Raw genomic sequence first — 25,652 nt, 5'->3', positions numbered from 1 at the left:
CGAACCAAGGGCCGAAGTCCTCGGTCTCGTCGCGGATCCCCTGTCTCGGCCCGCCGTCAGACGTCGTCGCCTTCTGCGACCCAGCGCAGCACGGCGACGTCGCCCTCGACGGCGTACACGCCGATCACGCGGCCGGTGAACGACTCCGTCGTCTCGGACGACAGGAAGCGGCCGTCGACCTCGGCGAGCTCGACACGCTCACCTCCGGCCGCGGTGAAACCGAGGTGGAAGACGTCGCTCGTGCGCGGGAACCCGCGAGTCGGCTCGGGCGCCCGCGACTCGAGATGCAGATCGACCACGCCGCCGCCGAAGGGCGCGCGCCACTCCTGCACGAGGCCGCCGAGGACGGCGCGGCCGACGACCTCGCCGCCGCGCGCCTCGATCTCGACGTGGAAGCGCTCGTCGTAGCGCACGGCCAGGCCGCCCACGCCGGCGGAGGCATCCACGGTCACCGTCACGGCGTTGGTGAGGTGCTCCTGGCGGCGTCCGACGAAGACCGGGTGCGCATCGTCGAGGGTCGAGCCGTCTGCGCGCAGAGTGAGCCAGCCCGGCCGCGCCGAGAGATCGGCGTGGTCGGCGGGCAGCGAGCGGACGGCGATCCACTCGCCGTCGAGCGCGCGGTCGGGGGCGAAATCCACCTCGACGCGCGTGCCGGGTCGAGGGTTGAGCAGCACCGGATCGATCGCGGGCCAGCCGTCGTCCTCCCAGCGCACGGGCGTGACGAAGGTCTCGCGACCGAGAGCCGAGAATGCGCGGGTCATGCTCCGGGGCCGCACCCCCAGCAGCACGCACAGCCAGTCGCCGTCCGGACCGATCACCAGGTCGCCGTGTCCGGTGTTCTGGATGGGACGGATCGTCGAGCGGGCCGAGACGAGCGGGTTGTGCGGCGCGGTCTCGAACGGGCCCTCGGGCGAGTCGCCGCGCGCGATCGAGATGCCGTGCCCACGCTCGGTGCCGCCCTCGGCGATCATCAGGTACCAGCGGCCGTCGACGTCGTAGAGGTGCGGCGCCTCGGGGAACTGGCCGCCCGTGCCCGACCACAGCGATCGGGGCTCCTCGAGGGCGAGGTGACGCTCGAGGTCGACCTTCACCTGCTGGATGCCGAGGTGCTGCCCGACGTTCTCGCCGCCGAGGATGAGGCCCGAGAACGTGATGTACACGTTGCCGTCGGAGTCCCACGCGATGTCGGGGTCGATGCCGTCGACGGATTCCGACCCGTCCGCCTTCAGGATGAGGTCGCCGTCGCTCCACGGGCCCGCGGCGTCCGTCGCCGTGAAATGCAGCATGCCGCGGCCCATCGCGTCGGTGATGACGAGGTGGAACACGCCGTCGCGGTGACGGATCGTCGGCGCCCAGGCGCCTCCGGCCGTGGGCACGTCCTCGACGGCGAGCTGCCCGGGCCTGGTCGCGACGTGGCCGATGAGCTCCCACGTCTCGAAGTCGGTCGAGCGGTGGATCGGGATGCCCGGCAGGTACTCGAACGTCGAGGTCGCGAGGTAGTACACGCCGTCCACCGCCACGACGCTCGGGTCGGGGTGGAAGCCGTTGATGAGGGGGTTGTAGAGCGTGGTCACGAGGTTCCTTCGGAGGCGAGGTTCAGGACGAGAGACGGATGCCGAGTTCCCGGGCGAGTGCCACGGCGCGCGGGTCCGCCCCGCCCGGCCACGGGCCGCGCGCGATGGTCCATGCGAACGCGAGGCCGGTGTCGGGGTCGACGCAGGCCAGCGCGCCGGCCGCGCCATCGTGGCCGAACGCGCGCGGCCCGCCGAACGCGAGCTGCTGCGACGGCTTCTGGAACACGATCGCGTGGGCGCGATCCTGCTGGTGCAGCACCTCGTCGTACCCGCGGATCTGCTGCTGTCCGATCTCGGCGACCGTGTCGGCGCTGAGGAAGGGCTCGGCGCCGTCGACGCCGGTGACGGCCGCCGCGAACAGTCGCGCGATACCACGGGCCGTGCCGGTCCCCGAGCCGGCCGGGTGGCCGTACTCCCAGCTGCGGCGCGAGTTGCCGAGGTCGACGTCGCCGCCCATCGAGCCGAAGACGACGGGGCCCAGGGCCGAGAACGTCGGCGCGGACGTGTCGGAGACGGGCTTGATCATCGGCAACACGTCGACGCGACGGCCCTCGTGCTCGGGCGGGAGGCCGAGGAAGAAGTCGATGCCGTGCGGCGCGCGGATCTCCTGCTCGTAGAACTCGTGGAGCGTGCGGCCGGTCACCCGGAAGACGAGCTCGTCGCCCAGGTTGCCGATCGTGATGGCGTGATAGCCGAACGCGCTTCCCGGGTGCCAGTACGGCCGGCTCGCCGCCAGGCGCTCCGCCGCCGCGTGGTGGTGGAGCAGCTCGTCCCAGCTGAGCGCGGGGTCCGCCTGCGGGAGGCCCGCCTGGTGAGACAGCAGCTGCCGCACCGTCACATGCTGCTTGCCCTTCGCCGCGAACTCGGGCCAGTAGGTCGCGACGCGCTCGTCGAGGTCGAGCTCGCCGCGCTCGACGAGCAGGCCGACCGAGAGCCCGATCGTGTTCTTCGTGACCGAGTAGGGCACGATGACCGAGTCCTCGGCCAGGTGCGGTCCGCCCCACGCGTCGAGCACCGGCCGGCCCTCGTGGAACGCCGCGACCTGGAACGACAGATCGGGGTCGGCCCCGAGCAGGCCGTCGAGGCGCGTGACGACCTCCTCCAGCCGCTCGTCTGCGCTCCCGCTCAGGTGGGCGGTGTCGAGCGCCTTCACGCAGCGGTCCAGTCGACCGCGAGCGGCAGGTCCACCACCGACGCGCCGGCACGGAGCGTGAACGCGCCCGGCTCGACGACCCACTCGCCCGCCCAGTGGGCGAGGCGGCGGGCCGGCACGGGGACGGTCGCGGTGACGGTCTCGCCAGGTGCGGCGTGCACGGTCGCGAAGCCGACGAGCCAGCGCTCGGGGCGCTCCACCGCGGACTCCGCGCGCTCGGCGTACACCTGCACGACCTGCTTGCCGGCACGGTCGCCGGTGTTCGCGAGCGTCACCTCGACCGTGTCGCCGATGCGCTGCGCCGCACCCCACGACCATGTCGTGTAACCGAGCCCGTGACCGAACGGGAACGCCGGCTCGGCATCGGCCTTCAGCCACGCGCGGTAGCCGATGTGCAGCCCTTCGCGGTAGTCGAGCCGGCCGTCGGTCGGAACGACCTCGGTCACCGGCACGTCGGCGAGGGCCGCGGGCCACGTCGTGGGCAGGCGCCCGCCGGGCTCGGCGGCTCCGGTCAGCACGTCGGCGATCGCGTGCCCGAACTCCTGGCCCCCGAAGTACCCCTGCACGACGGCCGCGACCTCGTCCGCCCACGGCAGCACGACCGGCGAACCGGCGTTCACCACGACGATCGTCGGGGTTCCGGTGGCGGCGACGGCGCGCACCAGGTCGTCCTGGCGGCCGGGGAGGTCGAGGCTGGTACGGTCGTAGCCCTCCGACTCGACCTTCGCGTTCGTGCCCACGACGACGATCGCGACCTCGGATGCCGCGGCCTCCGCGACCGCGCGCGCGATGAGCTCGTCGGGATCGGTGCGCTCGGGCGCGATGCCCAGCGTGGCGCTGAGGGCGCCGGACAGTGCGCCGTGGCTCTCGCGCGTGAACTCCACGCGGACGGCGGTCTCGCGGCCGGCCTCGACGGCGACCGTGGCGGTGATCGACGGCGGGTTGAGGAAGGCCGCGCCGAGGTCGGTGCCCTCGATCACCGGGGCGTCGTCGAGGACGAGACGCTCGTCGACGTACAGCCTGCCCGGGTTCGCGCCGGCGAAGCCGAGCTCGATGTCGCCCGACTCGGCGGGCGTGTACACCGTCTCGAACACCACCGTGGCGCTCGCCGAGATCGGGGCGTCGCCGCCGAACCAGACCAGCGCCGTGGAGCGACGGTTCTCGGCGAACAGCTCGGTGCCGTCGGCGTCGAAGAACGCGACACGGATGCCGGCCTCACCGGTCGCCGGGTTGGTCAGCTGTGCGAGGGGGATCTCGGCGACCCCCTCCTGCACGACTGCGCCGATCTCGAACTTCACCTCGGCCGCCGGCACCGCGGCGCGGATCGCCTCGAGCGGCGAGACCACGGACTCGGGGATCACCGTGGCGCTGCCGCCGCCCTGCGTGCGCGCCTCGCGGGCGTTCTGCCCGATGACGGCGACGCGGCCGAGGGACGAGGCATCCAACGGCAGGACGCCCTCGTTGCGCAGCAGCACCGTGCCCTCGATGGCGGCATCGCGCGCGAACGCGGAGCCGTCGAGCGGAGCGGGCTCGAGAGGGGTCGCGTCACCGAGGGCCCCGACGCGCTCGGCGAGCAGCAGCAGGCGCAGCACCTTGCGGTCGAGGTCGGCCTCGTTCACGCGGCCGTCGCGGATCGCGTCCACCAGGTCGGCCCACGCGGGAGCGGGACCGGGCATCGCGAGATCCTGCGCGGCCGGCACGGAGCCGAGCGAACGGACGGCGGTCCAGTCGCTGATCACGACGCCGTCGAAGCCCCACTCCGAGTTGAGCGGCGTCTCGAGCAGGTCGTTCTCGGTCATCGTGACGCCGTCGACCGCGTTGTAGGCGCTCATGATGGTCCAGGCTCCGGCCTCGACGGCGCGCTCGAACGGGGCGAGGTAGAGCTCCCGCAGCGCCCGCTCGTCGACGCGGACGTCGACGGTGAAGCGGTCGGTCTCGGAGTCGTTGGCGACGTAGTGCTTCGGCGTCGCGGCGACGCCGTTGTCCTGCAGGCCCCGCACGTACGCGGCGGCGAGCTCGGCGCTCAGCTCGGGATCCTCGCTGAAGCACTCGAAGTGGCGGCCGCCGAGCGGCGAGCGGTGCAGGTTGATCGTCGGTCCGAGGACGACGTCGACACCCTTGCGACGGGCCTCGGATGCTGCGGCCGCCCCGTACCGGTAGGCCAGGTCGACGTCCCAGGAGGCGGCGAGCGCCGATCCCGACGGCAGGTTGAGCGACGGCTCGCGCTCGTCCCAGCGCGGACCGCGGACGCCGGCCGGGCCGTCCGACAGGGTCATCGCGCGCAGCCCGATCTCGGGCACGGGGACGGTCGTCCAGAAGTCGGCACCCTGCACGAGAGCCGCCTTCTGCTCGAGGGTGAGGCGCTCGAGCAGCGGCACGAGGTGCAGCACCGACTCGGGGTGCGTGGAGGTGGCGGTCTCGGTCATCGGGGGAGTTTCCGTTCTCGGAAGGAGGGTCAGTGGGGGCGGATGCAGCGACCCGGCCCTCATGGGCCGGGTCGCTGCTTCGTCGTGTCAGAGGACGCCCGCGGCCGCCTCGGCGTCGAGGAGTGCACGTCGCGCGATGCGGCGCTCCTCCTGCTTGTCGGGGTCGGGCACGGGCGCGGCCATGAACAGCCGCTGGGTGTAGGGGTGCTGGGGGTCTGAGGTCACCCGGTCGCCGTCGCCCGTCTCGACGATCTCGCCGCGGTACATCACCGCGACGCGGTGGCTGATGTGGCGCACCACCGCGAGGTCGTGCGTGACGAAGAGGTAGGCGACGCCGGTGCGGTTCTGGATGTCGATGAAGAGGTCCAGCACACGAGCCTGGGTCGACAGATCGAGCGCCGACACCGGCTCGTCGCACACGATGAGCCGCGGCCGCAGGGCGAGCGCCCGGGCGATCGCGACGCGCTGGCGCTGGCCGCCCGAGAACTCGCGGGGGAGGCGTCCCCGCGCGTCGGCGGGAAGCCCCACCTGGTCGAGCAGATCGCGCACCCGCGACTTCGCCTCGCTCGACGAGACCCCGGCCGCGGTGAGCGGCTCGGTGAGGATCTGCTCGATCGTCATCGACGGGTTCAGCGACGAGTACGGGTCCTGGAAGACGACCTGGATCTCGGAGCTGAGCGCGCGGCGCTCCTGGCGCTTGAGGTGCGAGATGTCCTTGCCGTCGTAGACGATCGACCCCTCGGTCACCGGTGCGAGGCCCAGGGCCGCGCGGCCGAGAGTGGTCTTGCCAGACCCCGACTCGCCGACGAGTCCGACCGTCTCACCAGGAAGGATGTCGAGCGACACGCCCTTGAGGGCCCGGAACGGCTGGGCGCGGAAGCCCTTGCCCGGGTACTCGACGACGAGGTCCTTGATGTCCAGCAGCGGAGTGCTCATGCCCGTGCTCCCTTCGTGACGAGCGGACCGCGGGCGGGACCCTCGTCGAGGATCGCGTCCAGCAGTGCCTGCGTGTACGGGTGCTGCGCGTCGTTGAAGATCGCGCGCACCGGTCCCTGCTCGACGAACCGGCCACTCTGCATGACGGTCACCCGGTCGCACAGGTCGGCGACGACGCCGAAGTTGTGGGTCACCAGGAGCATCGCCATGTGGCGCTCGGCCTGCAGGTCGCGCAGCAGCTCGAGCACCTCCGCCTGCACCGTGACGTCGAGGGCCGTGGTCGGCTCGTCGGCGATGATGAGGTCGGGGTCGGTCGACACCGCGCCTGCGATGAGCACGCGCTGCGCCATGCCGCCCGAGACTTCGAACGGGTACGCGTCGAACGTGCGCTTCGGGTGGGGGATGCCGACCCGGGCGAGCAGCTCGAGCGAGCGGTCGGTGGCCGCCCTCTTCGAGAGACCGAGGTTCTTGCGCAGCGGCTCGACCAGCTGGCTGCCGATCGTGAACGACGGGTCGAGGTTCGACATCGGCTCCTGCGGGATGTACCCGATGCGCTTGCCGCGCAGGCCCGCGTAGGCGCGGTCGTCGCCACCGGCGATCTCGGTGCCCTCGTACAGGATGGAGCCGCCGGTGACGTGGCCGCCGCGGGGGAGCAGGCCCAGCACCGCGAACGCGGTCTGCGTCTTGCCCGAGCCGGACTCGCCGATGAGACCGTGTACCTCGCCCTTGCGGATGTCGAGCGAGACGCCGTGGACGACCTCGATGTGCGAGCCGTCGGGCTGGTCGTAGCCGACGTGCAGGTCGCGGACGTCGAGCACCTTCTCGGTCGCCTTGCTGCGCGCGTCGCCCTTGTGGACGATGACGCCGTCGGTCTCGAAGATCGGCGGCTCGTCGAGGTCGACGACGTCGCCCCCGCTGAGTCCCACCGACGTCGTGACGGCGGCGACCGAGCCGGTCGCGGTCGCGACCGCGCGGCGGCGCTTGCGCCGCACCGAGACGGTGCGCTCGATCTCGTCGCGCATCACGTTGGCCAGGAGCGTCAGCGCGATGCAGGTCAGGGCGATCGCGAGCGACGGCCAGAGCATCAGGAGGGGCTCCTTGTAGATGTTCTTGAAGCCGTCGTTGAGCATCTGGCCCCAGGTGGGCACGGCGATGTCGCCGAGGCCGAGGAACTCGAGGCCGGACTGGATCGCGATGGCGATGCCGGCGATGATCGCGGACTGGATGATGATCGGAGCCCGCACGACCGAGAGCACGTGGCGGCCGATGATGCGCGTGTCGCTGAGGCCCGACACGCGGGCGGCGTCGACGTAGAGCTCGGTGCGCACCGCCGTCACCGACGCGTACACCAGTCGGTAGAACGCCGGCGCGAGCAGGATGCCGAAGATGAACATCGAGATCCAGACCGACGGGCCGAGCACGGCGCGCGCCGCGAGCAGCACCACGATGCCGGGAAGGGCCATGTTCAGCTCGGTGACCCACGTGGCAGCGTTGTTGAACCAGCCCTGGTAGTAGCCGGCGATGAGGCCGCTGACCACACCCAGGACGAGCGCGACCACGAGGGCGAGAAGAGCGGCGAGGACGGTCGTCTGGGTCGCGGCCAGCAGACGCGAGAACACGTCGCGGCCGCTGCCGTCGGTGCCGAGGAGGTGCTCTGCGCTGGGCGACGCGAGGACGTTGCGGATGTCGGCGTAGTTGGGGTCCTGCGGAGCGATCCACGGCCCGATGATCGCGATGATCCCCAGGAACACGAGGAAGATCAGCGAGGCGAGGCCGACGGGGCGGCGCACCAGCCGGCGCCAGAGCGAGACGCGTACCGGCGCGACCGGTACGTCGAGGGGGACGTCGATGGCGGTCATGAGAGTCGCACCTTCGGGTTCAGCGCCGCCTGGGCGAGGTCGATGAGGAGGTTCACGATGACGACGATGACCGCGAAGGCGATCACGACGCCCATGACGACCGGGATGTCGCCGAGGGTGGTGGCGCGGACGGTGAGCTGGCCCATGCCGGGGATGGCGAAGACCTGCTCGACGATGACGGCCCCACCGAGGAGGCCGATGAACTGCACGGCGAGCACCGCCAGTGCGGGGCCGCCGGCGTTGCGGAGCACGTGGCGGTATACGACCGCGTTCGTGCTGAGGCCGCGCGAGCGGAGCGTGCGGACGTAGTCCCGCGACATCGCGTCGATGACCGAGCCGCGGACCTGCTGCGACACCGCCGCGATCGCGCCGATCGACAGCGCCACGATGGGCAGCGTCACGGACGAGAGCCAGCCCGACACCGAGGTGGTCGCAGGCACGTATCCGGTCGCCTTGAACCAGCCCAGGTTGATCGCGAACACGAGCACGAGGCCCAGTGCGATGAGGAAGCCGGGGATCGCGAAGCCGATGAGGGAGATCACCTGGACGCTGCCGTCGACCCAGCCGCCGCGGCGGGCGGCGAGGATGCCGAGCACGACCGAGACGATCGCCGAGACGACGGTCGCGCCGATCACGATCGCGAGGGTGACCGCGAGGCGGTTGCTGACGCTCGTCGAGACGAGCTCGCCGGTGAACCAGCTGCGACCGAGATCGCCCGTGAGGGCGCCGGTGACCCAGTTCCAGTACTGCTGCAGCAGCGGCTGGTCCAGCCCGAGCTGCTCAGTCTTCTTGGCGACGGTCTCGGCGGTGGCGTTCTCGCCGAGGATGCGGCGGGCGATGTCGCCGCCCGCGGCGTACAGGAGGACGAACGCGAGGAACGAGATCACCGCGATGAGGATGACGCCCGACAGTACGCGCCGGAGGATGAATGAGAGCATGTCGCTTTCCCGTGGGTGGTGTCTCCCCGCCCGCCCGCGGCGTGCGGGCGGGCGGGGAGAGGTTTCAGTTCTTCGGCGAGAAGTCGAAGATCGACGGGTAGGCGTTGGTGGGCCAGAACTCGAGGTTCGTGTTCGCGTCGGTCGCGTACGTGCCCTGGACCCGGTAGAACGGTGCGAACCAGGCCTGCTCGACCAGGTAGGCGTTGAGGTCCTTGGTCGCCTGGTCGGCCTCCTCCTGGGTTCCCATCTGGATCGTCGAGATGTACTCGTCGACCTGCGGGTCCTGCGAGTGGAACGGGTTGAACGTCGCATCAGGAGCGATCATGAAGTTGATCAGCTGCCAGTCCGGGTTCTGCTCGAGCGCCATCCACGTCGCCGGGTACTTCGGGGCGAGCATGTCGGTGATGAAGTTGCCCGTGCCGGGGTCGGTGTAGTTCACCGTGATCCCGATGTCGGCGAGCTGCTGCGCGACCAGGTCGAACGTGGTCTGGAACGCCGGGGTCGACATCATGTCGATCGAGAACCCGTCGGGGTAGCCGGCCTCGGCGAGGAGCTCCTTGGCGCCCTCGGGGTCGTACTCGTAGGTGCTGTCCAGGGCCTCGTCGTAGCCGACGGAGGTCGCAGGGAAGACCTGCTCGGTGACCGTTCCGTAGCCTGCCTGCAGCGCCTCCAGCAGCGCCTCGCGGTCGAACGCCATGTTGATCGCCTGGCGCACCTTGACGTCGGCGAGCTCGGGCGCCATCGTTCCGGCGCGGTCGAACAGCAGCAGACCCTGGAAGTCGAGCTCGTTGGACTCGATCGTCCAGCCGGATGCCTCGATCTCGGGGATCGTGTCGTTGTTCACGATCTTCGCGCCGTTGGCCTCGCCGGCCTTGAGGGCGTTGAGCGTCGCGGTCGGGTCCTCGATGACGTTGATCGTCAGGTTGTCGTACTTGACGGCATCCGGGTTCCAGTAATCCGGGTTGGCCGTGTAGACGTACGTGGTGCCGGTGACGGTCGCCGCGGTGTCGAGCACGTACGGGCCGGAGCCGATCGGCTCGGTGGCCGAGTCGGGGTCGTCGAACGTGGACGGCGCCTGGATGAGGCCGGGGGCGATCGAGAGCATGTTTACCAGGGACGGGTCGGGCGCGTCCTGCGTGATGGTCACGGTGGTGGCGTCGACGGCCGCGAACTCCTTGCCGGCCAGCGTCGCGGCCTGCGGCGAGGTGCCGTCGCGGAAGCGCTCGAGGCTCGCCACGACGGCGTCGGCGTCGAGCTTGGTGCCGTCGGTGAACTCGACGTCGTCGCGGAGCGTCAGCGTCAGCACCGTGTTGTCTTCGTTGTACTCCCACTCCGTGGCGAGCCAGGGCTCGATCTCACCGTCGGAGTTCTTCTGCAGGAGCGTGTCGAACACGGCCTGGAAGAAGGGGCTGCGGTTGCCGTACTCGGCGCCCTGCCCGATGTCGTAGCTCGTAGGGCCGATGATCGCGGTGAGCGTGAGCCGGTCTGCCCGACCGGAGTCGCTCCCGCCCGACCCGTCGTCTCCTGCACCGGCGCAGCCGGTGAGGGCGAGTGCGGCGATCGCGATGGTGGCTGCTGTGGCCTTCCAACGGAACATCCTTGGTCCCTTCATCTGTGGCGATGCCCCTGCGGATCGCCATCTGCCGGGAGACGCTAACAGCAATTTCTAGCGACCGCTAGGTTTTTGGGCTAAAAAACTAGCGAGCATTAGGAATTCGTTATAGAACGGAAGAAGAGGACCCCGACGGGCACCGATGGAGGTGCCCCGGCTGATGCGGGGATACGGTGTGACGATGACCGAGACGACTGCCGCTCAGACAAAGGCGGGGACCGCTCCCACGAGGACGCGCAAGCCGCGGGGCGAGTACGCCAAGTCGGCAGAGACACGCACGGCGATCCTCGATGCCGCGCTCGAAGTGTTCTCGCAGTCGGGATACCGGGCAGGATCCCTCCGGGAGGTCGCGGAGCGCGTCGGCATGAGCGAGGCGGGCCTCCTGCACCACTTCCGGAGCAAGAGCGCCCTGCTGATGGCGCTGCTCGAGCACCGCGACGAGCTGTCGCGCGCCCGCGTCGACTTCGACCTCCCCGACGGCGTCGAGGCGCTGCGGGCGCTCGCCGAGCTGGCGCGGTTCAACGCGGCGCAGCCCGGCATCGTCGAGTTGTACACGACGCTGTCGGCAGAGGCGACCGCGCCGTCCCACCCCGCGCACGACTACTTCGTCAACCGCTACAACGAGGTCCGGACCAGCGTGACGGGCTCGTTCGAGCGCGCCGCCGCAGTGGGACGCCTGGTAGACGGCGTCGACCCCCGGCGTGCGGCCGTCGCCATCATCGCGCTCATGGACGGTCTGCAGGTGCAGTGGCTGCTCGCTCCCGACTCGACCGACATGGCGGAAGCGCTCCACGAGACCCTCCGCGCCCTCATCCGCGGCTACGACCTCGTCTCGATCGAGAACGCTCTGGATGCTCAGGCGGCAGCCGTCGAGGCCGGCAGCGAGTCCGCTTCGGAGCGGTCGGAGGAGCAGGCATGATCCGCGAGCCGTTCCTCGAAGGCTGGACAGCAGGTCCGAAGCTCGGGGCGTTCGAGGCGCCGACGCCCGAGTCCGCACCGCGACCGGTGCGGCTGCCGCACGACGCGGTGCGGGACCTCCCGCGCTCGGCCGACAGCGACCAGGGCGTGCACACGGGGTACGTCCCCGGCGGTGTCTTCGAGTACGCGAAGACGTTCGACGTTCCCGACGACTGGCGTGACAAGACCGTGCGCCTCGAGTTCGAGGGCGTCTACCGCGACGCCGTCGTGTTCGTCAACGGCGATGCCGTGACGCACGAGCCGAACGGATACAACGCGTTCGAGGCCGTGCTCGACCCGTACCTGCGGCCGGGCGAGCCCAACCGCGTGACGGTCGAGGCGCGCGCACACCGCGACAGCCGGTGGTATTCCGGCGCGGGAATCTATCGCCCGGTCCACCTCGTCGTCGCCGATCCTGTGCACATCCCGCTCGACGGGACGCGCGTCACGACGCCCGACATCGACGCCGATCGGGCGGTGGTGCAGGTCGCGACCACGGTGCGAAACGGCACGCGCCGCACCCGCACGCTGCGACTCACCTGGACGGTGGAGGCGCCGGACGGCTCCGACGTCGCGACGGGAACGGCGCCGGTGACGGTGCTTGCGAACGCCGAGGCCGTGGCCCGCGTGCGCCTCGCGGTCGACGACCCTGCGCTGTGGAGCGTCGACGCCCCCGCGCTGCACCGCGTGCGGACGATCCTCGCCGACGAGGGCGGGGACCTGATCGACACGGATGCCGCGACCTTCGGCATCCGTCGCCTGCAGGTCGATGCGGCGCGCGGGCTGCGGATCAACGGCGAGACCGTCAAGCTGCGGGGCGCGTGCGTGCACCACGACAGCGGGCCGCTCGGCGCGGCGACGTTCGCCGTGGCCGAGGACCGGCGTGTGCGTCTGCTGAAGGCCGCCGGGTTCAACGCGCTGCGGAGCTCGCACAATCCCATGAGTCGCGCCATGCTCGACGCGTGCGACCGGCACGGCGTGCTCGTGATGGACGAGCTCACCGACACCTGGACCCGCTCGAAGGTCGCGTTCGACGCCGCTCCGGGCTTCCCCGACCGGTGGCGCCACGACGTCGAAGCGCTTGTCGCCAAGGACGTCAACCACCCGAGCGTCATCATGTACTCGATCGGGAATGAGATCCTCGAGCTGGCGACGCCCGCGGGGTCCGCGTGGAGCCGGCGACTCGCCGATGCCTTCCGTGAGGCCGATGACACGCGCCTCGTCACGAACGGCATCAACGGGATCATCGCGAATCTCGACAAGATGGGCCGCCCCGAGGACTCCGACGAGACCGGGCCGACCGATCCGAACACGATGATGGCGACGATGGGCGACACGATGGCGCGCGCCAACGCGTCGGAGCTCGTCACCGCGTCGACCGAGGAGTCGGCATCGGTGCTCGACGTCGTCGGGTTCAACTACGCCGAGTCGCGGTACGAACTCGATCGCGGGCTGTTCCCGAACCGCGTGATCGTGGGGTCCGAGACCTTCCCGTCGCGCATCGAGAAGATGTGGGACCTCGTCGAGCGGCTCGACCACGTCGTGGGCGACTTCACCTGGACGGGCTGGGACTACCTCGGCGAGGCCGGCATCGGCCGCGTCGATTACACCGACGAGCCGGGCTACGAGCCGACCGGCACGGCGGGCCCGTATCCGCACCTGCTCGCCGGGTGCGGCGACATCGACATCACGGGCTTCCGGCGCCCGGTCTCGTACTACCGCGAGATCGTGTTCGGCCTGCGCGCAGAGCCCTACCTGGCCGTGCACCCGCCGCGGCACCACGGCCGGCCCACCGCGACGACGCCGTGGTCCTGGGACGACTCGGTGTCGTCGTGGACGTGGGATGCCGAGCCCGGCGCCCGCGTCACGGTCGACGTCTACGCGCCGGCCGAGGAGGTCGAGCTGCTGCGGGATGGCGTCTCGCTCGGCGTCACCGCGGTCGGAACCGAGAAGGCGTTCCGCGCCCGCTTCGAGACCGAGTACCGCCCGGGCGAGCTCGTCGCGATCGCGCGCAGCGGCGGCGTCGAGGTCGGGCGCACGGCGCTGCGCACGGCCGGCGAGGTGGGGCTCGCAGCATCCGTCGAGGAGTCCGAGATCTCTTCCGACGGGCTGGGGTTCGTCGCGATCTCGCTGGCCGACGCGGACGGCGTGGTCGCCGTCGACGCCGACCGGCTCGTCACGGTGACCGTCGACGGCGACGCCGAACTCGTCGGACTCGGCACCGGACGCATCCGCACCGAGGAGTCGTTCGCGGGCCCCGCCGTCACGACGCACGACGGGCGCGCCCTCGCGATCGTCCGGCCCACGGGGCCGGGATCGGCGACGGTGAGGGTGACCGCCGACGGGCTGGCCGCAGCATCCGTCGCGCTCACCGTCTCCTGAAGTCGCGGGATCGGCGGGTCAGCTTGCGCGGGCGCGAGCGCGGAGCTTGTCTTCCTCGTCGCTCGGAAGCACGCGGATCGGCGTGGTGCCGGCGACCTCGTCGCTGAACTCCTCGGGGGCGACGATGGTGAGCGGACGCGTCTCGTCGAGCGTGAGGCGGAACCGCTTCTGCTCGTGGCGGTGCAGGCGCCCCGACCAGAGCAGCCACGTGGCGCCGATCGCGAAGGCGACGAACGCGGCGACGGCACCGACGAGGATCGCCGCGCGCGGTCCGAACTCGCCGGCCACCCATCCCACGATGGGCGCGCCGATCGGGGTGCCGCCCATGAGGATCGCCATGTACAGCGCGAGCACCCGGCCGCGCAGCACCGGGTCGGTGGTGGTCTGCACGTAGCCGTTCGCGGTGGTCATCATGGTGACGACGGCGAAGCCCGTGAACATGAGGGTGATCGCGTAGAGCCAGTACGTCGGCATGAACGCCGACACCACGGCGGCGATCCCGAACATCGCGGTGCCGCTGATGAGGACGCGCAGCCGTGCGCGGTCGCGGCGGGCGGCGAGCAGCGCGCCCGCGACGGAGCCGATCGCGAGGATCGAGCTGAGCAGGCCGAAGCCGTCGGCCTCCTTGCCGAACTCGACGGCCATGGTCGACGCGAGGATCGGGAAGTTCATGCCGAACGCGCCGATCAGGAACACCATCGCGCACGTCACGATGAGGTCGGGGCGGCCGGCGACGTAGCGGAATCCGTCGGCGAGGCGCGAGGACTGCGGCGCCTTCACGCGTGGCACGAGCTCATGGGTGCGGATCAGCACGAGCGCGGCGAGCATCGCGAGGAACGTCACGGCGTTGGCGACGAACACCCACCCGGTGCCGATCGCGACGATGACGATGCCCGCGACCGCCGGACCGATCATGCGGGCGCCGTTGAACGACGCCGCGTTGAGTGCGACCGCGTTCGACGCGTTCTCGCGGGCGACGAGGTCCGACACGAAGGCCTGGCGGGCGGGGTTGTCGAACGCGGCGACGACGCCCAGTGCGAGCGCGAACCCGTACATGATCGGCAGCGTCATCGCGCCGGCGAAGATGAGCACGCCGATCGCGACGCCGAGCAGGAGCAGCAGGCTCTGCGTGACGAGGAGCAGCTTGCGGCGGTCGAAGCGGTCTGCGACCAGCCCGGTGACGCCGACGAGAAGCAGCGGCGGGGCGAACTGCAGCGCCATCGTGACGCCCATCGCGGCGGCGTCGTTGTCGGTCAGCTCGGTGAGCACCACCCAGCTGATCGCGGTGGCCTGCATCCACGCGCCGATGTTCGACACCAGCGCGCCGATGAACCAGACGCGGTAGTTGAACGCGGAGAACGAGCGGAACATGGCGCTCATCGGGCCACCATCCGCTCCATGATGTCGGCCGCGGCGGCGAGGGTCTCGCGCTCGGCGGGCGAGAGTTCGGCGAGCGAGGCCTCGACCCACGCATCGCGGCGACGGGCGGTCTCTTCGACGACCGCCACGCCCTCGGGGGTGAGCGAGATGACGACCTTGCGGCCGTCCCGCTCGTCGGCGCCGCGCACGATGTATCCGGAGTCCTGCAGGCAGTTGACGGTGCGGTTCATCGACGGGGCAGAGACGCGCTCACGCTCGGCGAGATCGCCGAGCGTGTGGGGTCCGTGCACCTTGAGGGCGGCGAGCACCGCGAACTGCCCGTCGCTCATCGAGTCGACGGCGCGCTGCGTGCGCATGCGTCGGGCGAGGCGGAACGTCGCGATGCGCAGCTGCGAGGCGGCGGGCGAGAGGTCGGCGTGAGGGCCGGCATCGGGGCCGGTGTCTGAATCTGAAGTCTCGTTGCTGCTCATCCGGTTAGTTAGCCTAGCTCATTAGTTTGGCTAAATAAAGCCGGATGATACGGATGCTGCGGGCCGAAGCACCGCCGAGGGGCGGGGAGCGTCCCCCTAGACTTCTCCGCATGCCCGAGTTCATCGATGCGCACGACATCACGATCTACTACGACGTCCATCCGGCGCAGGTGGAGCCGCGGGCGATCGTGCAGCTGCTGCACGGCGTCGGTGAGCATGCCGGACGATACGGCGACCTGATCGCCGCCCTCACCGGCGCCGGGTACATCGTGTACGCCGCCGATCACCGCGGCCACGGCCGCACGGGCATGGCGCAGCACGGCGGTGACGTCTCCCGCCTCGGTCATCTGGGTCCCGGCGGCCTGCGCGGAGCGCTCGCCACGATGTGGCAGTTCACGCAGCAGATCCGCGCCGAGAACCCGGGGCTGCCGCTCGTGCTGCTGGGTCACTCCGGCGGCTCGGTGCTCGCCCAGATGCTCGTCAACGAGCACCCCGATGCGTACGACGAGCTCGTGCTCACCGGCACGGCGCTGCGCATGCCGGGTTCGATCCACACCAGCGGCCTCAACAAGCCGTGGGACGGTCCCGGCGCCATGGGCACCGAGTGGCTGTCGAGCGACCTGTCAGTGGGGCGGGCCTTCCTCGACGATCCGCTCACCACCAGCGAGGATCCGATCAAGCTCATCGGCGTGATCGACTCCCTGCGCATGTACGGCAAGCCGCGCAAGAACCTCGGCGTCGACATCCCGACGCTCCTCATGATCGGCCGCGACGACACCGTGGGTGGTCCGCGCAGCGTCCACCGGCTGGCCGATGCGTACCGCACGCGCTCGGGCTTCACCGACGTGACGACGCTCGTGTACCCGGACGCGCGCCACGAGATCTTCAACGAGGTCATGCAGGCAGAGGTCCGTGCGGACCTGCTCGCCTGGCTCGACAAGCACATCGCGGACCGCACCTGAGTGCGGCGGCGCCCCCCGATCGGCGTCCGTGCCCGCCGCGCGAATAGGCTGAAGCCCATGCACGGCGAATACAAGGTGCCCGGCGGCAAGCTCGTGGTCGTCGACCTCGAGGAGCGCGACGGACGCATCGCGGACTTCCACCTCGCGGGGGACTTCTTCCTCGAACCCGACGACGCGCTCGCCGACATCGACGCCGCCGTCAACGGGCTCCCGATCGAGGCGGACGTCGCGGCCATCGCCGCCGCCGTCCGCTCGGCTCTCCCCGACGGGGCACAGCTGCTCGGCTTCACGCCCGAGGCCGTCGGCACGGCGGTCCGCCGCGCACTCGTGACGGCCCCGGGCTGGCGCGACTTCGACTGGGAGATCGTGCACGAGAAGCCGGTCTCGCCCCGCATGAACCTCGCGCTCGACGAGGTGCTCACCGGCCGGGTGGGCGACGGCCGCCGGCGGCCCACGCTGCGCATCTGGGAGTGGGACGAGAACGCCGTGGTGATCGGCTCGTTCCAGTCCCTCCGCAACGAGGTCGATCCCGACGGCGCTGCCGCGCACGGTTACGACGTGGTCCGCCGCATCTCCGGGGGCGGCGCCATGCTCATGGGCGCGAACTCGATCGTCACCTACTCGCTGTACGTGCCGGCATCCCTCGTCGCCGGGCTCACGTTCGCGGACTCGTACGCGTTCCTCGACGACTGGGTGCTGCAGGCGTTGCGCTCGCTCGGCATCGAGGCGACCTACCAGCCGCTCAACGACATCGCCTCGCCGCAGGGCAAGATCGGCGGCGCCGCGCAGAAGCGCCTCGCGAACGGGGGAGTGCTGCACCACGCGACCCTCAGCTACGACATGGACGGCGAGGTCATGACCGAGGTCCTGCGTATCGGCCGCGAGAAGCTGAGCGACAAGGGCACGACGTCGGCGGCCAAGCGCGTCGACCCCCTGCGCCGCCAGACGGGCCTGCCGCGCGAGGCGATCATCGCCAAGCTCGAGGAGACCTTCACGAACCTGTACGGCGCGGTCCCCGGGCACATCACCGACGACGAGTACGCCGAGGCTGAGGCGCTCGTGGCGTCGAAGTTCGCGACGGACGCATGGCTTCGCCGGGTCCCGTGATCGCGGAGCCCGCACCGGTCCCTGACCCCGCACCGGTCCCTGAGCCGGCCGGAGGGTCCGTCGAGATCCACCAGGGCGACAACCTCGAGGTGATCCGTCGGCTGCCCGACGCGTCGTTCACCCTCATCTACCTCGACCCGCCGTTCAACACCGGCCGTTCGCAGGAACGCTCGCTCGAGACCGCACGCTCGGTCGACCGTTCTCAGGACCGGTCCGCCGAAACCGCGTCCGTCGCCCCGGGTTCCCGCGGGGCCGCCGGCAGCGCGCCCGAGGCGGTCCTGAGAACGGCGACGGCGCAGGAGGCGGCATCCGTCGTGCGTCGGGGGTTCCACGGGCGCGAGTACGAGCGCATCCGCGGCGACCTGCGCGCGTACGACGACCGGTTCGACGACTACTGGGGCTTCCTCGAGCCGCGGCTCATCGAGGCGTGGCGGCTGCTGGCCGACGACGGCACCCTGTACCTGCACCTCGACTACCGCGAGGCCCACTACGCCAAGGTGCTGCTGGACGCGCTCGTCGGGCGCGACCGCTTCCTCAACGAGCTCATCTGGGCCTACGACTACGGGGCGAAGACGCGCAAGCGCTGGCCCACGAAGCACGACACGATCCTGGTGTACGTCAAGGATCCGAAGGCGTACTGGTTCGATTCGGATGCCGTCGACCGCGAGCCGTACATGGCGCCCGGGCTCGTCACCCCCGAGAAGGCCGAGCGCGGAAAGCTCCCGACCGACGTCTGGTGGCACACGATCGTGCCGACCACCGGCCGTGAGAAGACCGGGTACCCGACGCAGAAGCCCGAGGGCATCCTCCGGCGCATCGTGCAGGCCTCCTCGCGCCCCGGCGACCGCGTGCTCGACTTCTTCGCCGGCAGCGGTACGACCGGCGCGGTCGCGGCGGCGCTCGGCCGCGATGCGGTGCTCGTCGACCACAACCCCGCCGCGATCGCGGTGATGCGCGAGCGGATGCCGCACGCCCGGGTGTTCGGTGCGACGCCGGAGCGGACGCGTCCCTAGGCTGGGGACCATGCGCTTCGGAACCTTCATCCCCCAGGGCTGGCGATTCGATCTCGTCGGCATCGATCCCTCCGAGCAGTGGGCGGTGATGAAGGGGCTCGCCCAGCGCGCCGACGCCGGGCCGTGGGAGTCCCTCTGGGTCTACGACCACTTCCACACGACCCCGGTGCCGAGCGACGAGGCGACGCACGAGGCGTGGACGCTCATGGCGGCCTTCGCGGCCTCGACCGACCGCATCCGTCTCGGCCAGATGTGCACCTGCATGGGCTACCGCAACCCCGCCTACCTCGCCAAGGTCGCGGCCACCGTCGACATCGTCTCGGGCGGACGCACCGAGATGGGCATCGGCGGCGGGTGGTACGAGCACGAGTGGGAGGCGTACGGCTACGGCTTCCCGCCGGTTCCCGAGCGGCTCCGGATGCTGCGCGAGGGCGTCGACATCATGCAGCAGGCCTGGACGACCGGGCGTGCCACGCTCGACGGCAAGTACTACCAGGTGGACGGCGCCATCGTGCAGCCGCTGCCGCTGCAGGACGGCGGAATCCCCCTCTGGGTCGCCGGCGGCGGCGAGAAGGTCACGCTCAAGATCGCGGCGAAGTACGCGTCGTACACGAACTACGCCGGGTCGCTCGACGACATCGACCGCAAGAGCGCGATCCTGCGCGAGCACTGCGACGCGCTCGGCCGCGACTTCTCCGAGATCACGCGCACGTCGAACTTCAACACGATCGTCGGTGCGACCGAGGCTGAGGCGCGCGACCGCCTGGCCGCGGTCAAGGCGCGCCTGCTGCCGCACGTCGGGCAGGAGCGCGCCGACCACATCGAGCACGACTACCTGACGTCGCCCGCGTTCGGCACCCCCGAGCAGGTCGCCGAGCGTCTCGCCGAGCGGGAGCGCCACGGCATCGCCTATGCGATCAACTACTTCCCCGAGGCCGCCTACGACCTCTCGGGCGTGGAGCTGTTCGAGCGCGAGGTCGTCGCCGCGCTGTCCTGACGCGTCGCGTACACGAAAGGGTGGGTCCTCACCGCTGGATCGGCGGGCACCCACCCTTTCGCGATTCCCGCGCTGCAGGGGCGGCGGGAGTCCGAGGTCAGAGCAGCGACGCGACGGCGGCGTAGCCGTGGGGGTCGACGTCGGGGGAGCCCGCCGGCGCGCCGAAGACCCGAGTGGTGCCCGGAGCGCCCGACCATGCCGGCCAGCCGGGATCGGCGTCGACGATCAGGCCCACCGCAGCAGCGTGCGTCTGGTCGGCGAGCTGCTGCGGCGGGTTCGGGCCGGTGAGCGGCTCGATCTGCACCGAGTCCAGGCAGTCGAACCAGAACGGGACGTCGATGCAGTGCACCGCCGATCCGTTCACCGCTCCGGGCCGCGAGGAGCGGAACGCGTAGCGGTAGACCCACGTCGGCGCGGCGCCGCGTGCCCGCGCCGTGCGGACGACGGCGCTGCGGAACATGCGGTCGGTGATGTAGCGGCCGAGCACGGCCGCGTGTCCGCGCGCCACCACGTCCTGGTTCGCCGCGAGGTACGCCTTGCGCTGCGTCCCCGTGAGTCCCGACCGGCCGAGCAGGAGTCCGAGTGGGATCCAGCGGAGCGTCTTCGCCCGTCCCGCCACGACCATCGAGAACTCGTCGTCGGTCGCGCCGAGCACGAGAGGCTTGTCGGCGCCGACGCCCGCCGCGAGCGAGGCGATCGTGGGCCGGGTGAGCAGGTCGCCGTCGATCGACGGGCCGAGCAGCAGTCCGTCGTCGAGCAGCTTGGTGATGGCGTCCGGGCCGGCCACGCTCGTCGCCTTCTTCTGCGCCTCGATGAGGCGCTCCTCCGGCACCGTCGACAGCGCGGCGCGCGTTGAGGCGACGCCGACGCGCGCCGCGACGTCACGCCCGATGGCCTCCCAGCGATCCGTCGCGACGTCGGCGGTGGCGCCGGACAGCGCCCACACCGAGTGGAAGAGGTGCTGGGCCGCCGGCATCCCGAGCAGTGTCAGCACCGCGCCGCCGCCGGCGGACTGTCCTGCGATCGTCACGCGCGACGGATCGCCGCCGAAGTTCGCGATGTTGTCCTGCACCCACTGCAGGGCGAGCAGCCAGTCGCGCACGCCGCGGTTGGAGGGGGCGTCCTCGATCCAGCCGAACCCGTCGAAGCCGAGCCGGTACGAGATCGTCACGGTGACCACGCCGTCGCGGTTGAACGACCGGCCGTCGTACCAGGGGCTCGCGGGCGACCCCGCGAAGTAGCCGCCGCCGTGGATCCAGACGAGCACCGGGAGCGCAGCATCCGTCGCTCCGGGAGCCGGCGTGAAGACGTTGACATTGAGGGTCGACTCGCCTGGCACCGACGGCTCGGGGATCAGGGTCACGCCGGGGTCGCCGCGCTGCGCGGTGGCGCCGAACGCGAGGGCGTCGCGCACGCCCTCCCACGGCTCGGCGGGCACGGGGGCGGCGAAGCGCAGCGCGCCTACGGGCGGCTTCGCGAACGGGATGCCGAGGAACGCGGCCGATCCGCCGGCACCCGGCTCGCCCCGCCAGGAGCCGCGCACCCTCCCGGTGAGGGTGTCGGCCTCCGCGTAGCGGACTGCGCTGGTGGTGTCTGTCATGGGGTGGGTCCCTTCTCGCGGACTCTAACGGACGCCCTTGATGGGCGCCGTGGCGATCGCTGCCAGGATGACGAACACGATCGCGAACACGAACAGCATGGCGTACCCGCCCATCGCCGAGATGATCAGCAGCGCGATCGACGGGCTGAGCGCCTGCGGGATGTTGGTGGCGACGTTGAGGATGCCGAGGTCTTTGCCCGCGGCGGTGCCCTCGCTCGGCAGCACCTCGGTCATGAGCGCGGCGTCCACCGACATGTACAGGCCGAAGCCGACGCCGTTGATGATGCTCATGAGGATCATGCCCGTCATGTCCGGCATGATCAGCGGCATCGCGAGCCCGACGACCATGATCGCGGATGCGACGTAGATGAAGACCTTGCGGCGGCCGACCTTGTCGCTCCACCATCCCGACAGCGCGATCGCCAGCAGCGTGGGCACGAACGCGACGAGCGTGAGCGTCAGCACGGCGCCCTGCGCCTCGCCGAGCGACAACCCGATGTACTGCTGCAGCAGGTACAGCTGGTAGGTCGAGACGACGAAGTAGCCGAGGATCAGCAGGAATCGCGCCGTGAACGCCCAGAAGAAGTCGGGGTGCCTGCGGGGGTTCACCCAGAAGCTCCGGAAGAACGCGCCCCAGCGGAACGGGTCGACGGCGGCGTCCTTGGACGACCAATCACGGTTGATGAGCACGAACAGGAGCGTCACGACGATCACAGCTCCGCCGAACACGGAGTAGGCGACGCCGAACTGGGCGGCGAGGGCGCTCGCGACCATGATGCCGACGGTCATGCCGAGCTGCGTGCCGAGCCCGATCATCGCACTCGCCCCGCCGCGCTGGGAGCGCGGGAACCGGTCCGCGGTGATGGTGGTCAGCGGCGCCTGGAGGAAGTTCAGTGCGACCTGGATGACGACCCAGAACACGGTGATCCAGACGAGGTCGGTGAGCGAGCCCATTCCGAAGAGCAGGATGCCGCCGACCAAAGCGCCGAGCACCATCCACGGTGAGCGACGGCCGAACCGCGAGCGCGTGCGGTCGCTGAAGGCGCCGGCGATCGGCTGGGCGAAGAGCGTGAAGACGAACGAGACCGTGGTGACGATCGCGAGGTTCGCCTCCTTCTGCTCGTCGCCGAACAGCAGCTGGATCTGCGTCGGGAGGAGGATCGCGATGAGGCCGCCGTAGGTGGCGAACAGCGTCAGCGCGGCGACGAGCATGCTCGGCAGCAGCGCTCTGCGCGCGGGCGGGCTGGCGGGCGGCTCGCCCGGCGCCGGCGGTGTGCTCCGGATGAGGCCGGTGGGCGCGATGTCGAGGGCGGGGTCGGGCTGTGCGGTCATGGCGACTCCTCTTCGTCGAGATGTCTCGGGGCGGATCGGGGGTGAAATGCGAACGGCATTCGGGATCAGTGTGGCTCATGCCGTCACAAAGTTCAAGACCTGAACTATGTGTAACGATCGCGCAACGAGGTGGCCGACCCAATCCCGAATGCCGCTAGCGTTTGGCCCGTCCGATCGAAGGAGATGACATGACCAGATTGATCCCCCGTCTTGCGATCGCCGCTGTGGCGGTGCTGGGTGCCGCCGCACTGGGCGGCTGGACCACGGTCCCGGCCGCCGCGGCGCCGCCGACTTCGAACCGCGACCCGGTCGTGCAGGTGTATCTGACACGCCATGGCGAGACGATTCTCAACGCGCTGCACCTCGTGCAGGGCTGGTCGGACTCGCCGCTGACCGCGGCGGGCCGTGCGACCGCGACGACCGTCGGCACGAACCTCGGCGCCGAGATCGGGCAGGTGGACGCCGCCTACTCGGCCGACATGGTGCGCCACTACGAGACGGCGACGCGCATGCTGCAGGGCATGGGCTCGAAGCTGTCCGCGACGCGCGTCGAGGGCCTGCGCGAGCTGAACTTCGGCGGCTGGGAGGGGGCGAAGCAGAGCGCCATGGGCGGCGCCGCCTTCGCGTATCTCACCCAGCAGGGGATCCCTGAGCCCACGCTCGGGCAGTTGACCGATGCGATCGGCGCGACCAACCCGGTGTCGGCGCTTCCCGCCGAGAATTGCGATGACGTCGCGGATCGCATGCTGAGCTCGCTGGATGCGATCGCGAAGGATGCTGCGAAGCACCGTGACGACAAGATCCTGGTGGTCTCGAGCGGGCTGTCGATCTCGTGCCTGCTCGTCGACCTCGGCGCGATCGACCGGGTTCCCGAGACGGGGATCGCCAACGGCGCCGTCAACCTGCTGACGTACAAGGCCGGAGTCTGGACCGTCGAGTCGGTCAACGACACGCACTACGCGACGCAGCCGTGACCCGGGCCGGGGCGGGGTGCACCGCCCCGGCCCGGCCTACGATGGCGATCATGCCCCTCGCGACCCCCGACGTGCGCCGACACAACCTCGGCCTGGTGCTGGGGCGCGTGCTCGAGGGGGCGGGTGAGGCGCGTGCCGACATCGCCGGCGCCACCGGCCTGTCGCGCGGCGCGGTGACCTCACTCGTCGCCGAACTCATCGATGCCGGCCTCGTCGAAGAGAGCGACGTCGTCGCCCCGGCGGGGATGGGGCGACCGCGGACGACGCTCGCGCTCGCGGCCTCCGCCCCGTGTGTGCTCATCGCCATGCTCGACGCCGACCACGCGACGGCGGTCGCCGGCACGCTGGCGGGTGAGGAGCTCGCGCGCACCTCCCGCAGTCACGGGCGGCCGATGGGCGACCCCGCCGCCATCGTGGGTGTTCTGGCAGACGCTCTGGACGACGTCGCCGGCCGCATGGCCGCGGCCGGCCGGCGCATCGCCGACGTCTGCGTCGTCGTGTGGGCGCCGGTGGGCGGAACGCCGGTCCGCGTCCTCGCCGACACCGATCTGGCGTGGGGCGAGGTCGACCTGCTGGGACTGCTCCGTGCGCGGTCGACGGCCCTCGCCGCTTTCGAGCGCGGGGGCGGCGAGCCCCGGCTGGTGTCGGACGCCGAGGTCGCGGCGCTCGCCGAGCACGCGGCCGTCGGCGGCGACACCCTGCTGTATCTCAAGGCCGACTCGGGAATAGGCGGTGCGGTCGTGCTCGCCGCGGGCGACGACTCCGGCGCACGCGTCCTCCCTGCGGCGCTCGGGCATCTGCCCGTGGTGCCGGACGGCGAGCGCTGCGCGTGCGGCCAGCGCGGCTGCCTCGTCACGGTGGCCGGTCCCGACGTGCTGCTCGCCCGCTCCGGGCTCGGAGCCCTGGCGGCCGACGAGGGACTCACCCTCGCGCTGGAGGCGTTCGTGACGCAGGTGCGCACGGGCGAGGAGCCCGCCGCGTCGGTGTGGCGCGGGGCGGCACGCGAGATCGCGCGCACTCTCCAGATCGTGGCGCTGACGGTTGCGCCCGACGTCATCGTGCTGGGCGGATTCGTCGCAGGGCTCGCCGCAGATGTCGATGAGAGGTTCCGGGCGATCCAGCCTCGCATCGCGCACGCACCGGTGCTGCCGGTCGCGCCGGTGCTCGGCAGCGCGCTCGGCGCGGAGGCGGCCCTGCGTGGTGCGCAGCGCGACGCCCGCGTGCGGCTCCTCGCAGACCCGCTCGCGATCTGATCAATCGCCCTCGCGCGCGGCGTCGCCCTCGTCGGGGGCGGGTGACGCGGGCGCGAGAAGCTCGAACAGCGCCGCCAGCGGAGCGGCCATGTCGACGTCGGGTTCCAGCATCCACTGCACCTGCATGCCGTCGGCCACCGCCTGGAAGAGGCGGGCCACCGTGTCGGGATCGACGCGATCGGTGATCTCCCCGGCCCGCTGCTGGGCCGCGACCGCCGCGGCGAAGAACCCGCGCAGACTCTCGCCGCGGGCGACGAAGAACTGGTGAGCGGGATGCTCGGGATCGGCCGCGTCGACCGACAGCCGGGCGAACAGGTGCACGAGGCCGGGGACGTCGGCGTTGTGGCGGATGATGTCGAGGTAGCCGGACCGGATGTCGAGCTGCTCGCCGCTCTCGGCCGCGACGAGACCCTGCTGGAGGTCGCCGCCGAGGCCCTGCCCGACGGAGTCGAGCTCGTCGCGTTTGCGGAGGATCTCGGTGAAGAGCTCCTCCTTGCTGCCGAAGTAGTGGAGGAGTCCGGCCTGGCTGAGGCCCACGGCATCGGCCAGCTCTTTCACCGACGCACCGCGATAGCCCTCACGGGCGATGACGTCCAGCGCGCGGGCGAGGATCTCCTCGCGCTTCGCGACGCCCTTCGCATAGGAGCCGCGTCGCCCCGGTCCGGTCTCTGTCATGAGAGAAGTAAACCCGAGTATCGCTTGATTTCTCAAAACCAAATAACGTAAG

20 protein-coding genes are annotated in these 25,652 nt (G+C 70.9%); 8 read left to right on the top strand and 12 right to left on the bottom strand.

Features of this window, described 5'->3' with window-relative positions; genetic code table 11:
- Positions 1-56: 56 nt before the first annotated feature.
- From Q9R33_RS12675 to Q9R33_RS12645, 7 genes are all read right to left on the bottom strand, one after another.
- A complete protein-coding gene (locus Q9R33_RS12675; RefSeq protein WP_056371768.1) occupies positions 57-1,574 on the bottom strand; it encodes a glycoside hydrolase family 43 protein in 1,518 nt (505 codons plus the stop codon).
- A gap of 22 nt (positions 1,575-1,596) precedes the next feature.
- A complete protein-coding gene (locus Q9R33_RS12670; protein WP_311293995.1) occupies positions 1,597-2,727 on the bottom strand; it encodes a serine hydrolase domain-containing protein in 1,131 nt (376 codons plus the stop codon).
- A complete protein-coding gene (locus Q9R33_RS12665) occupies positions 2,724-5,153 on the bottom strand; it encodes a glycoside hydrolase family 3 C-terminal domain-containing protein (RefSeq protein ID WP_311293994.1) in 2,430 nt (809 codons plus the stop codon). The genes Q9R33_RS12670 and Q9R33_RS12665 overlap by 4 nt, the downstream gene beginning before the upstream one ends.
- Before the next feature lie 87 nt (positions 5,154-5,240).
- Entirely contained in the window at positions 5,241-6,089 is an 849-nt protein-coding gene (locus Q9R33_RS12660; RefSeq protein WP_310249064.1) for an ATP-binding cassette domain-containing protein, read from the bottom strand.
- The gene (locus Q9R33_RS12655; RefSeq protein WP_311293993.1) at positions 6,086-7,948 is read right to left on the bottom strand and encodes a dipeptide/oligopeptide/nickel ABC transporter permease/ATP-binding protein; all 1,863 of its coding nucleotides are present in this window, start codon (positions 7,946-7,948) and stop codon (positions 6,086-6,088) included. Before Q9R33_RS12655 ends, Q9R33_RS12660 begins: the two co-directional genes overlap by 4 nt.
- Entirely contained in the window at positions 7,945-8,886 is a 942-nt protein-coding gene (locus tag Q9R33_RS12650; protein WP_056371757.1) for an ABC transporter permease, read from the bottom strand. The genes Q9R33_RS12655 and Q9R33_RS12650 overlap by 4 nt, the downstream gene beginning before the upstream one ends.
- A gap of 64 nt (positions 8,887-8,950) precedes the next feature.
- Positions 8,951-10,483, bottom strand: a complete 1,533-nt coding sequence (locus Q9R33_RS12645; RefSeq protein WP_056371755.1) for an ABC transporter substrate-binding protein — start codon at positions 10,481-10,483, stop codon at positions 8,951-8,953.
- 196 nt (positions 10,484-10,679) lie between these two features.
- Here Q9R33_RS12645 and Q9R33_RS12640 point away from each other — a divergent pair, with 196 nt between their 5' ends.
- Together Q9R33_RS12640 and Q9R33_RS12635 are read left to right on the top strand one after the other, a co-directional pair.
- On the top strand, positions 10,680-11,417 hold the full coding sequence (locus Q9R33_RS12640) for a TetR/AcrR family transcriptional regulator (protein ID WP_056372038.1): 738 nt from the start codon (positions 10,680-10,682) through the stop codon (positions 11,415-11,417).
- Entirely contained in the window at positions 11,414-13,837 is a 2,424-nt protein-coding gene (locus Q9R33_RS12635; RefSeq protein WP_311293992.1) for a glycoside hydrolase family 2 TIM barrel-domain containing protein, read from the top strand. The genes Q9R33_RS12640 and Q9R33_RS12635 overlap by 4 nt, the downstream gene beginning before the upstream one ends.
- Positions 13,838-13,855: 18 nt before the next feature.
- Here Q9R33_RS12635 and Q9R33_RS12630 read toward each other — a convergent pair whose 3' ends face one another.
- Positions 13,856-15,217, bottom strand: coding sequence for an MFS transporter (locus Q9R33_RS12630; RefSeq protein ID WP_056371750.1), 1,362 nt, complete (start codon positions 15,215-15,217; stop codon positions 13,856-13,858).
- Positions 15,214-15,687: a MarR family winged helix-turn-helix transcriptional regulator gene (locus tag Q9R33_RS12625; protein WP_056371749.1), complete on the bottom strand. Its 474-nt coding sequence runs from the start codon at positions 15,685-15,687 to the stop codon at positions 15,214-15,216. Before Q9R33_RS12625 ends, Q9R33_RS12630 begins: the two co-directional genes overlap by 4 nt.
- A 110-nt stretch (positions 15,688-15,797) precedes the next feature.
- Between Q9R33_RS12625 and Q9R33_RS12620 the strand changes: the two genes are divergently transcribed.
- From Q9R33_RS12620 to Q9R33_RS12605, 4 genes are read left to right on the top strand one after another with little or no spacing between them, the layout of a single operon-like run.
- Positions 15,798-16,649 (top strand): alpha/beta hydrolase, encoded by an 852-nt coding sequence (locus Q9R33_RS12620; RefSeq protein WP_056371747.1) that lies wholly within the window; start codon positions 15,798-15,800, stop codon positions 16,647-16,649.
- 57 nt (positions 16,650-16,706) lie between these two features.
- Positions 16,707-17,756, top strand: coding sequence for a biotin/lipoate A/B protein ligase family protein (locus Q9R33_RS12615; RefSeq protein WP_311293991.1), 1,050 nt, complete (start codon positions 16,707-16,709; stop codon positions 17,754-17,756).
- On the top strand, positions 17,735-18,769 hold the full coding sequence (locus tag Q9R33_RS12610; protein ID WP_235560281.1) for a site-specific DNA-methyltransferase: 1,035 nt from the start codon (positions 17,735-17,737) through the stop codon (positions 18,767-18,769). The genes Q9R33_RS12615 and Q9R33_RS12610 overlap by 22 nt, the downstream gene beginning before the upstream one ends.
- A 10-nt stretch (positions 18,770-18,779) precedes the next feature.
- A complete protein-coding gene (locus tag Q9R33_RS12605; RefSeq protein WP_311293990.1) occupies positions 18,780-19,766 on the top strand; it encodes an LLM class F420-dependent oxidoreductase in 987 nt (328 codons plus the stop codon).
- Between the two features lie 97 nt (positions 19,767-19,863).
- Here Q9R33_RS12605 and Q9R33_RS12600 read toward each other — a convergent pair whose 3' ends face one another.
- Together Q9R33_RS12600 and Q9R33_RS12595 are read right to left on the bottom strand one after the other, a co-directional pair.
- A complete protein-coding gene (locus Q9R33_RS12600; protein WP_311293989.1) occupies positions 19,864-21,366 on the bottom strand; it encodes a carboxylesterase family protein in 1,503 nt (500 codons plus the stop codon).
- A 24-nt stretch (positions 21,367-21,390) separates the two neighbouring features.
- Positions 21,391-22,698 carry an MFS transporter gene (locus Q9R33_RS12595; protein ID WP_311293988.1) on the bottom strand — a complete coding sequence of 436 codons (1,308 nt, stop codon included), beginning with the start codon at positions 22,696-22,698 and terminating at the stop codon, positions 21,391-21,393.
- 188 nt (positions 22,699-22,886) lie between these two features.
- Here Q9R33_RS12595 and Q9R33_RS12590 point away from each other — a divergent pair, with 188 nt between their 5' ends.
- The gene (locus Q9R33_RS12590; protein WP_311293987.1) at positions 22,887-23,672 is read left to right on the top strand and encodes a histidine phosphatase family protein; all 786 of its coding nucleotides are present in this window, start codon (positions 22,887-22,889) and stop codon (positions 23,670-23,672) included.
- A gap of 50 nt (positions 23,673-23,722) precedes the next feature.
- Positions 23,723-24,925, top strand: a complete 1,203-nt coding sequence (locus Q9R33_RS12585) for an ROK family protein (RefSeq protein WP_311293986.1) — start codon at positions 23,723-23,725, stop codon at positions 24,923-24,925.
- On the opposite strand, the gene Q9R33_RS12580 is transcribed toward Q9R33_RS12585, so the two are convergent.
- On the bottom strand, positions 24,926-25,600 hold the full coding sequence (locus tag Q9R33_RS12580) for a helix-turn-helix domain-containing protein (RefSeq protein WP_311293985.1): 675 nt from the start codon (positions 25,598-25,600) through the stop codon (positions 24,926-24,928). It lies immediately after the preceding gene.
- Between the last annotated feature and the right edge of the window lie 52 nt (positions 25,601-25,652).

It is taken from the genome of Microbacterium sp. PRC9, from assembly GCF_031844125.1.
Taxonomy (GTDB): Bacteria; Actinomycetota; Actinomycetes; order Actinomycetales; family Microbacteriaceae; genus Microbacterium.
The sequence above is the reverse complement of the archived record's forward strand: the minus strand, read 5'-3'. Positions and strand labels throughout refer to the sequence as shown.

What these genes read in the sequence shown, in the direction of transcription:
- Q9R33_RS12665 (WP_311293994.1), bottom strand. Translation starts at nt 5,153, where the DNA reads ATGACCGAGACCGCCACCTCCACGCACCCCGAGTCGGTGCTGCACCTC.
- Q9R33_RS12660 (WP_310249064.1), bottom strand. Translation starts at nt 6,089, where the DNA reads ATGAGCACTCCGCTGCTGGACATCAAGGACCTCGTCGTCGAGTACCCG.
- Q9R33_RS12655 (WP_311293993.1), bottom strand. Translation starts at nt 7,948, where the DNA reads ATGACCGCCATCGACGTCCCCCTCGACGTACCGGTCGCGCCGGTACGC.
- Q9R33_RS12650 (WP_056371757.1), bottom strand. Translation starts at nt 8,886, where the DNA reads ATGCTCTCATTCATCCTCCGGCGCGTACTGTCGGGCGTCATCCTCATC.
- Q9R33_RS12645 (WP_056371755.1), bottom strand. Translation starts at nt 10,483, where the DNA reads ATGTTCCGTTGGAAGGCCACAGCAGCCACCATCGCGATCGCCGCACTC.
- Q9R33_RS12640 (WP_056372038.1), top strand. Translation starts at nt 10,680, where the DNA reads ATGACCGAGACGACTGCCGCTCAGACAAAGGCGGGGACCGCTCCCACG.
- Q9R33_RS12635 (WP_311293992.1), top strand. Translation starts at nt 11,414, where the DNA reads ATGATCCGCGAGCCGTTCCTCGAAGGCTGGACAGCAGGTCCGAAGCTC.
- Q9R33_RS12630 (WP_056371750.1), bottom strand. Translation starts at nt 15,217, where the DNA reads ATGAGCGCCATGTTCCGCTCGTTCTCCGCGTTCAACTACCGCGTCTGG.
- Q9R33_RS12625 (WP_056371749.1), bottom strand. Translation starts at nt 15,687, where the DNA reads ATGAGCAGCAACGAGACTTCAGATTCAGACACCGGCCCCGATGCCGGC.
- Q9R33_RS12620 (WP_056371747.1), top strand. Translation starts at nt 15,798, where the DNA reads ATGCCCGAGTTCATCGATGCGCACGACATCACGATCTACTACGACGTC.
- Q9R33_RS12615 (WP_311293991.1), top strand. Translation starts at nt 16,707, where the DNA reads ATGCACGGCGAATACAAGGTGCCCGGCGGCAAGCTCGTGGTCGTCGAC.
- Q9R33_RS12610 (WP_235560281.1), top strand. Translation starts at nt 17,735, where the DNA reads ATGGCTTCGCCGGGTCCCGTGATCGCGGAGCCCGCACCGGTCCCTGAC.
- Q9R33_RS12605 (WP_311293990.1), top strand. Translation starts at nt 18,780, where the DNA reads ATGCGCTTCGGAACCTTCATCCCCCAGGGCTGGCGATTCGATCTCGTC.
- Q9R33_RS12600 (WP_311293989.1), bottom strand. Translation starts at nt 21,366, where the DNA reads ATGACAGACACCACCAGCGCAGTCCGCTACGCGGAGGCCGACACCCTC.
- Q9R33_RS12595 (WP_311293988.1), bottom strand. Translation starts at nt 22,698, where the DNA reads ATGACCGCACAGCCCGACCCCGCCCTCGACATCGCGCCCACCGGCCTC.
- Q9R33_RS12590 (WP_311293987.1), top strand. Translation starts at nt 22,887, where the DNA reads ATGACCAGATTGATCCCCCGTCTTGCGATCGCCGCTGTGGCGGTGCTG.
- Q9R33_RS12585 (WP_311293986.1), top strand. Translation starts at nt 23,723, where the DNA reads ATGCCCCTCGCGACCCCCGACGTGCGCCGACACAACCTCGGCCTGGTG.
- Q9R33_RS12580 (WP_311293985.1), bottom strand. Translation starts at nt 25,600, where the DNA reads ATGACAGAGACCGGACCGGGGCGACGCGGCTCCTATGCGAAGGGCGTC.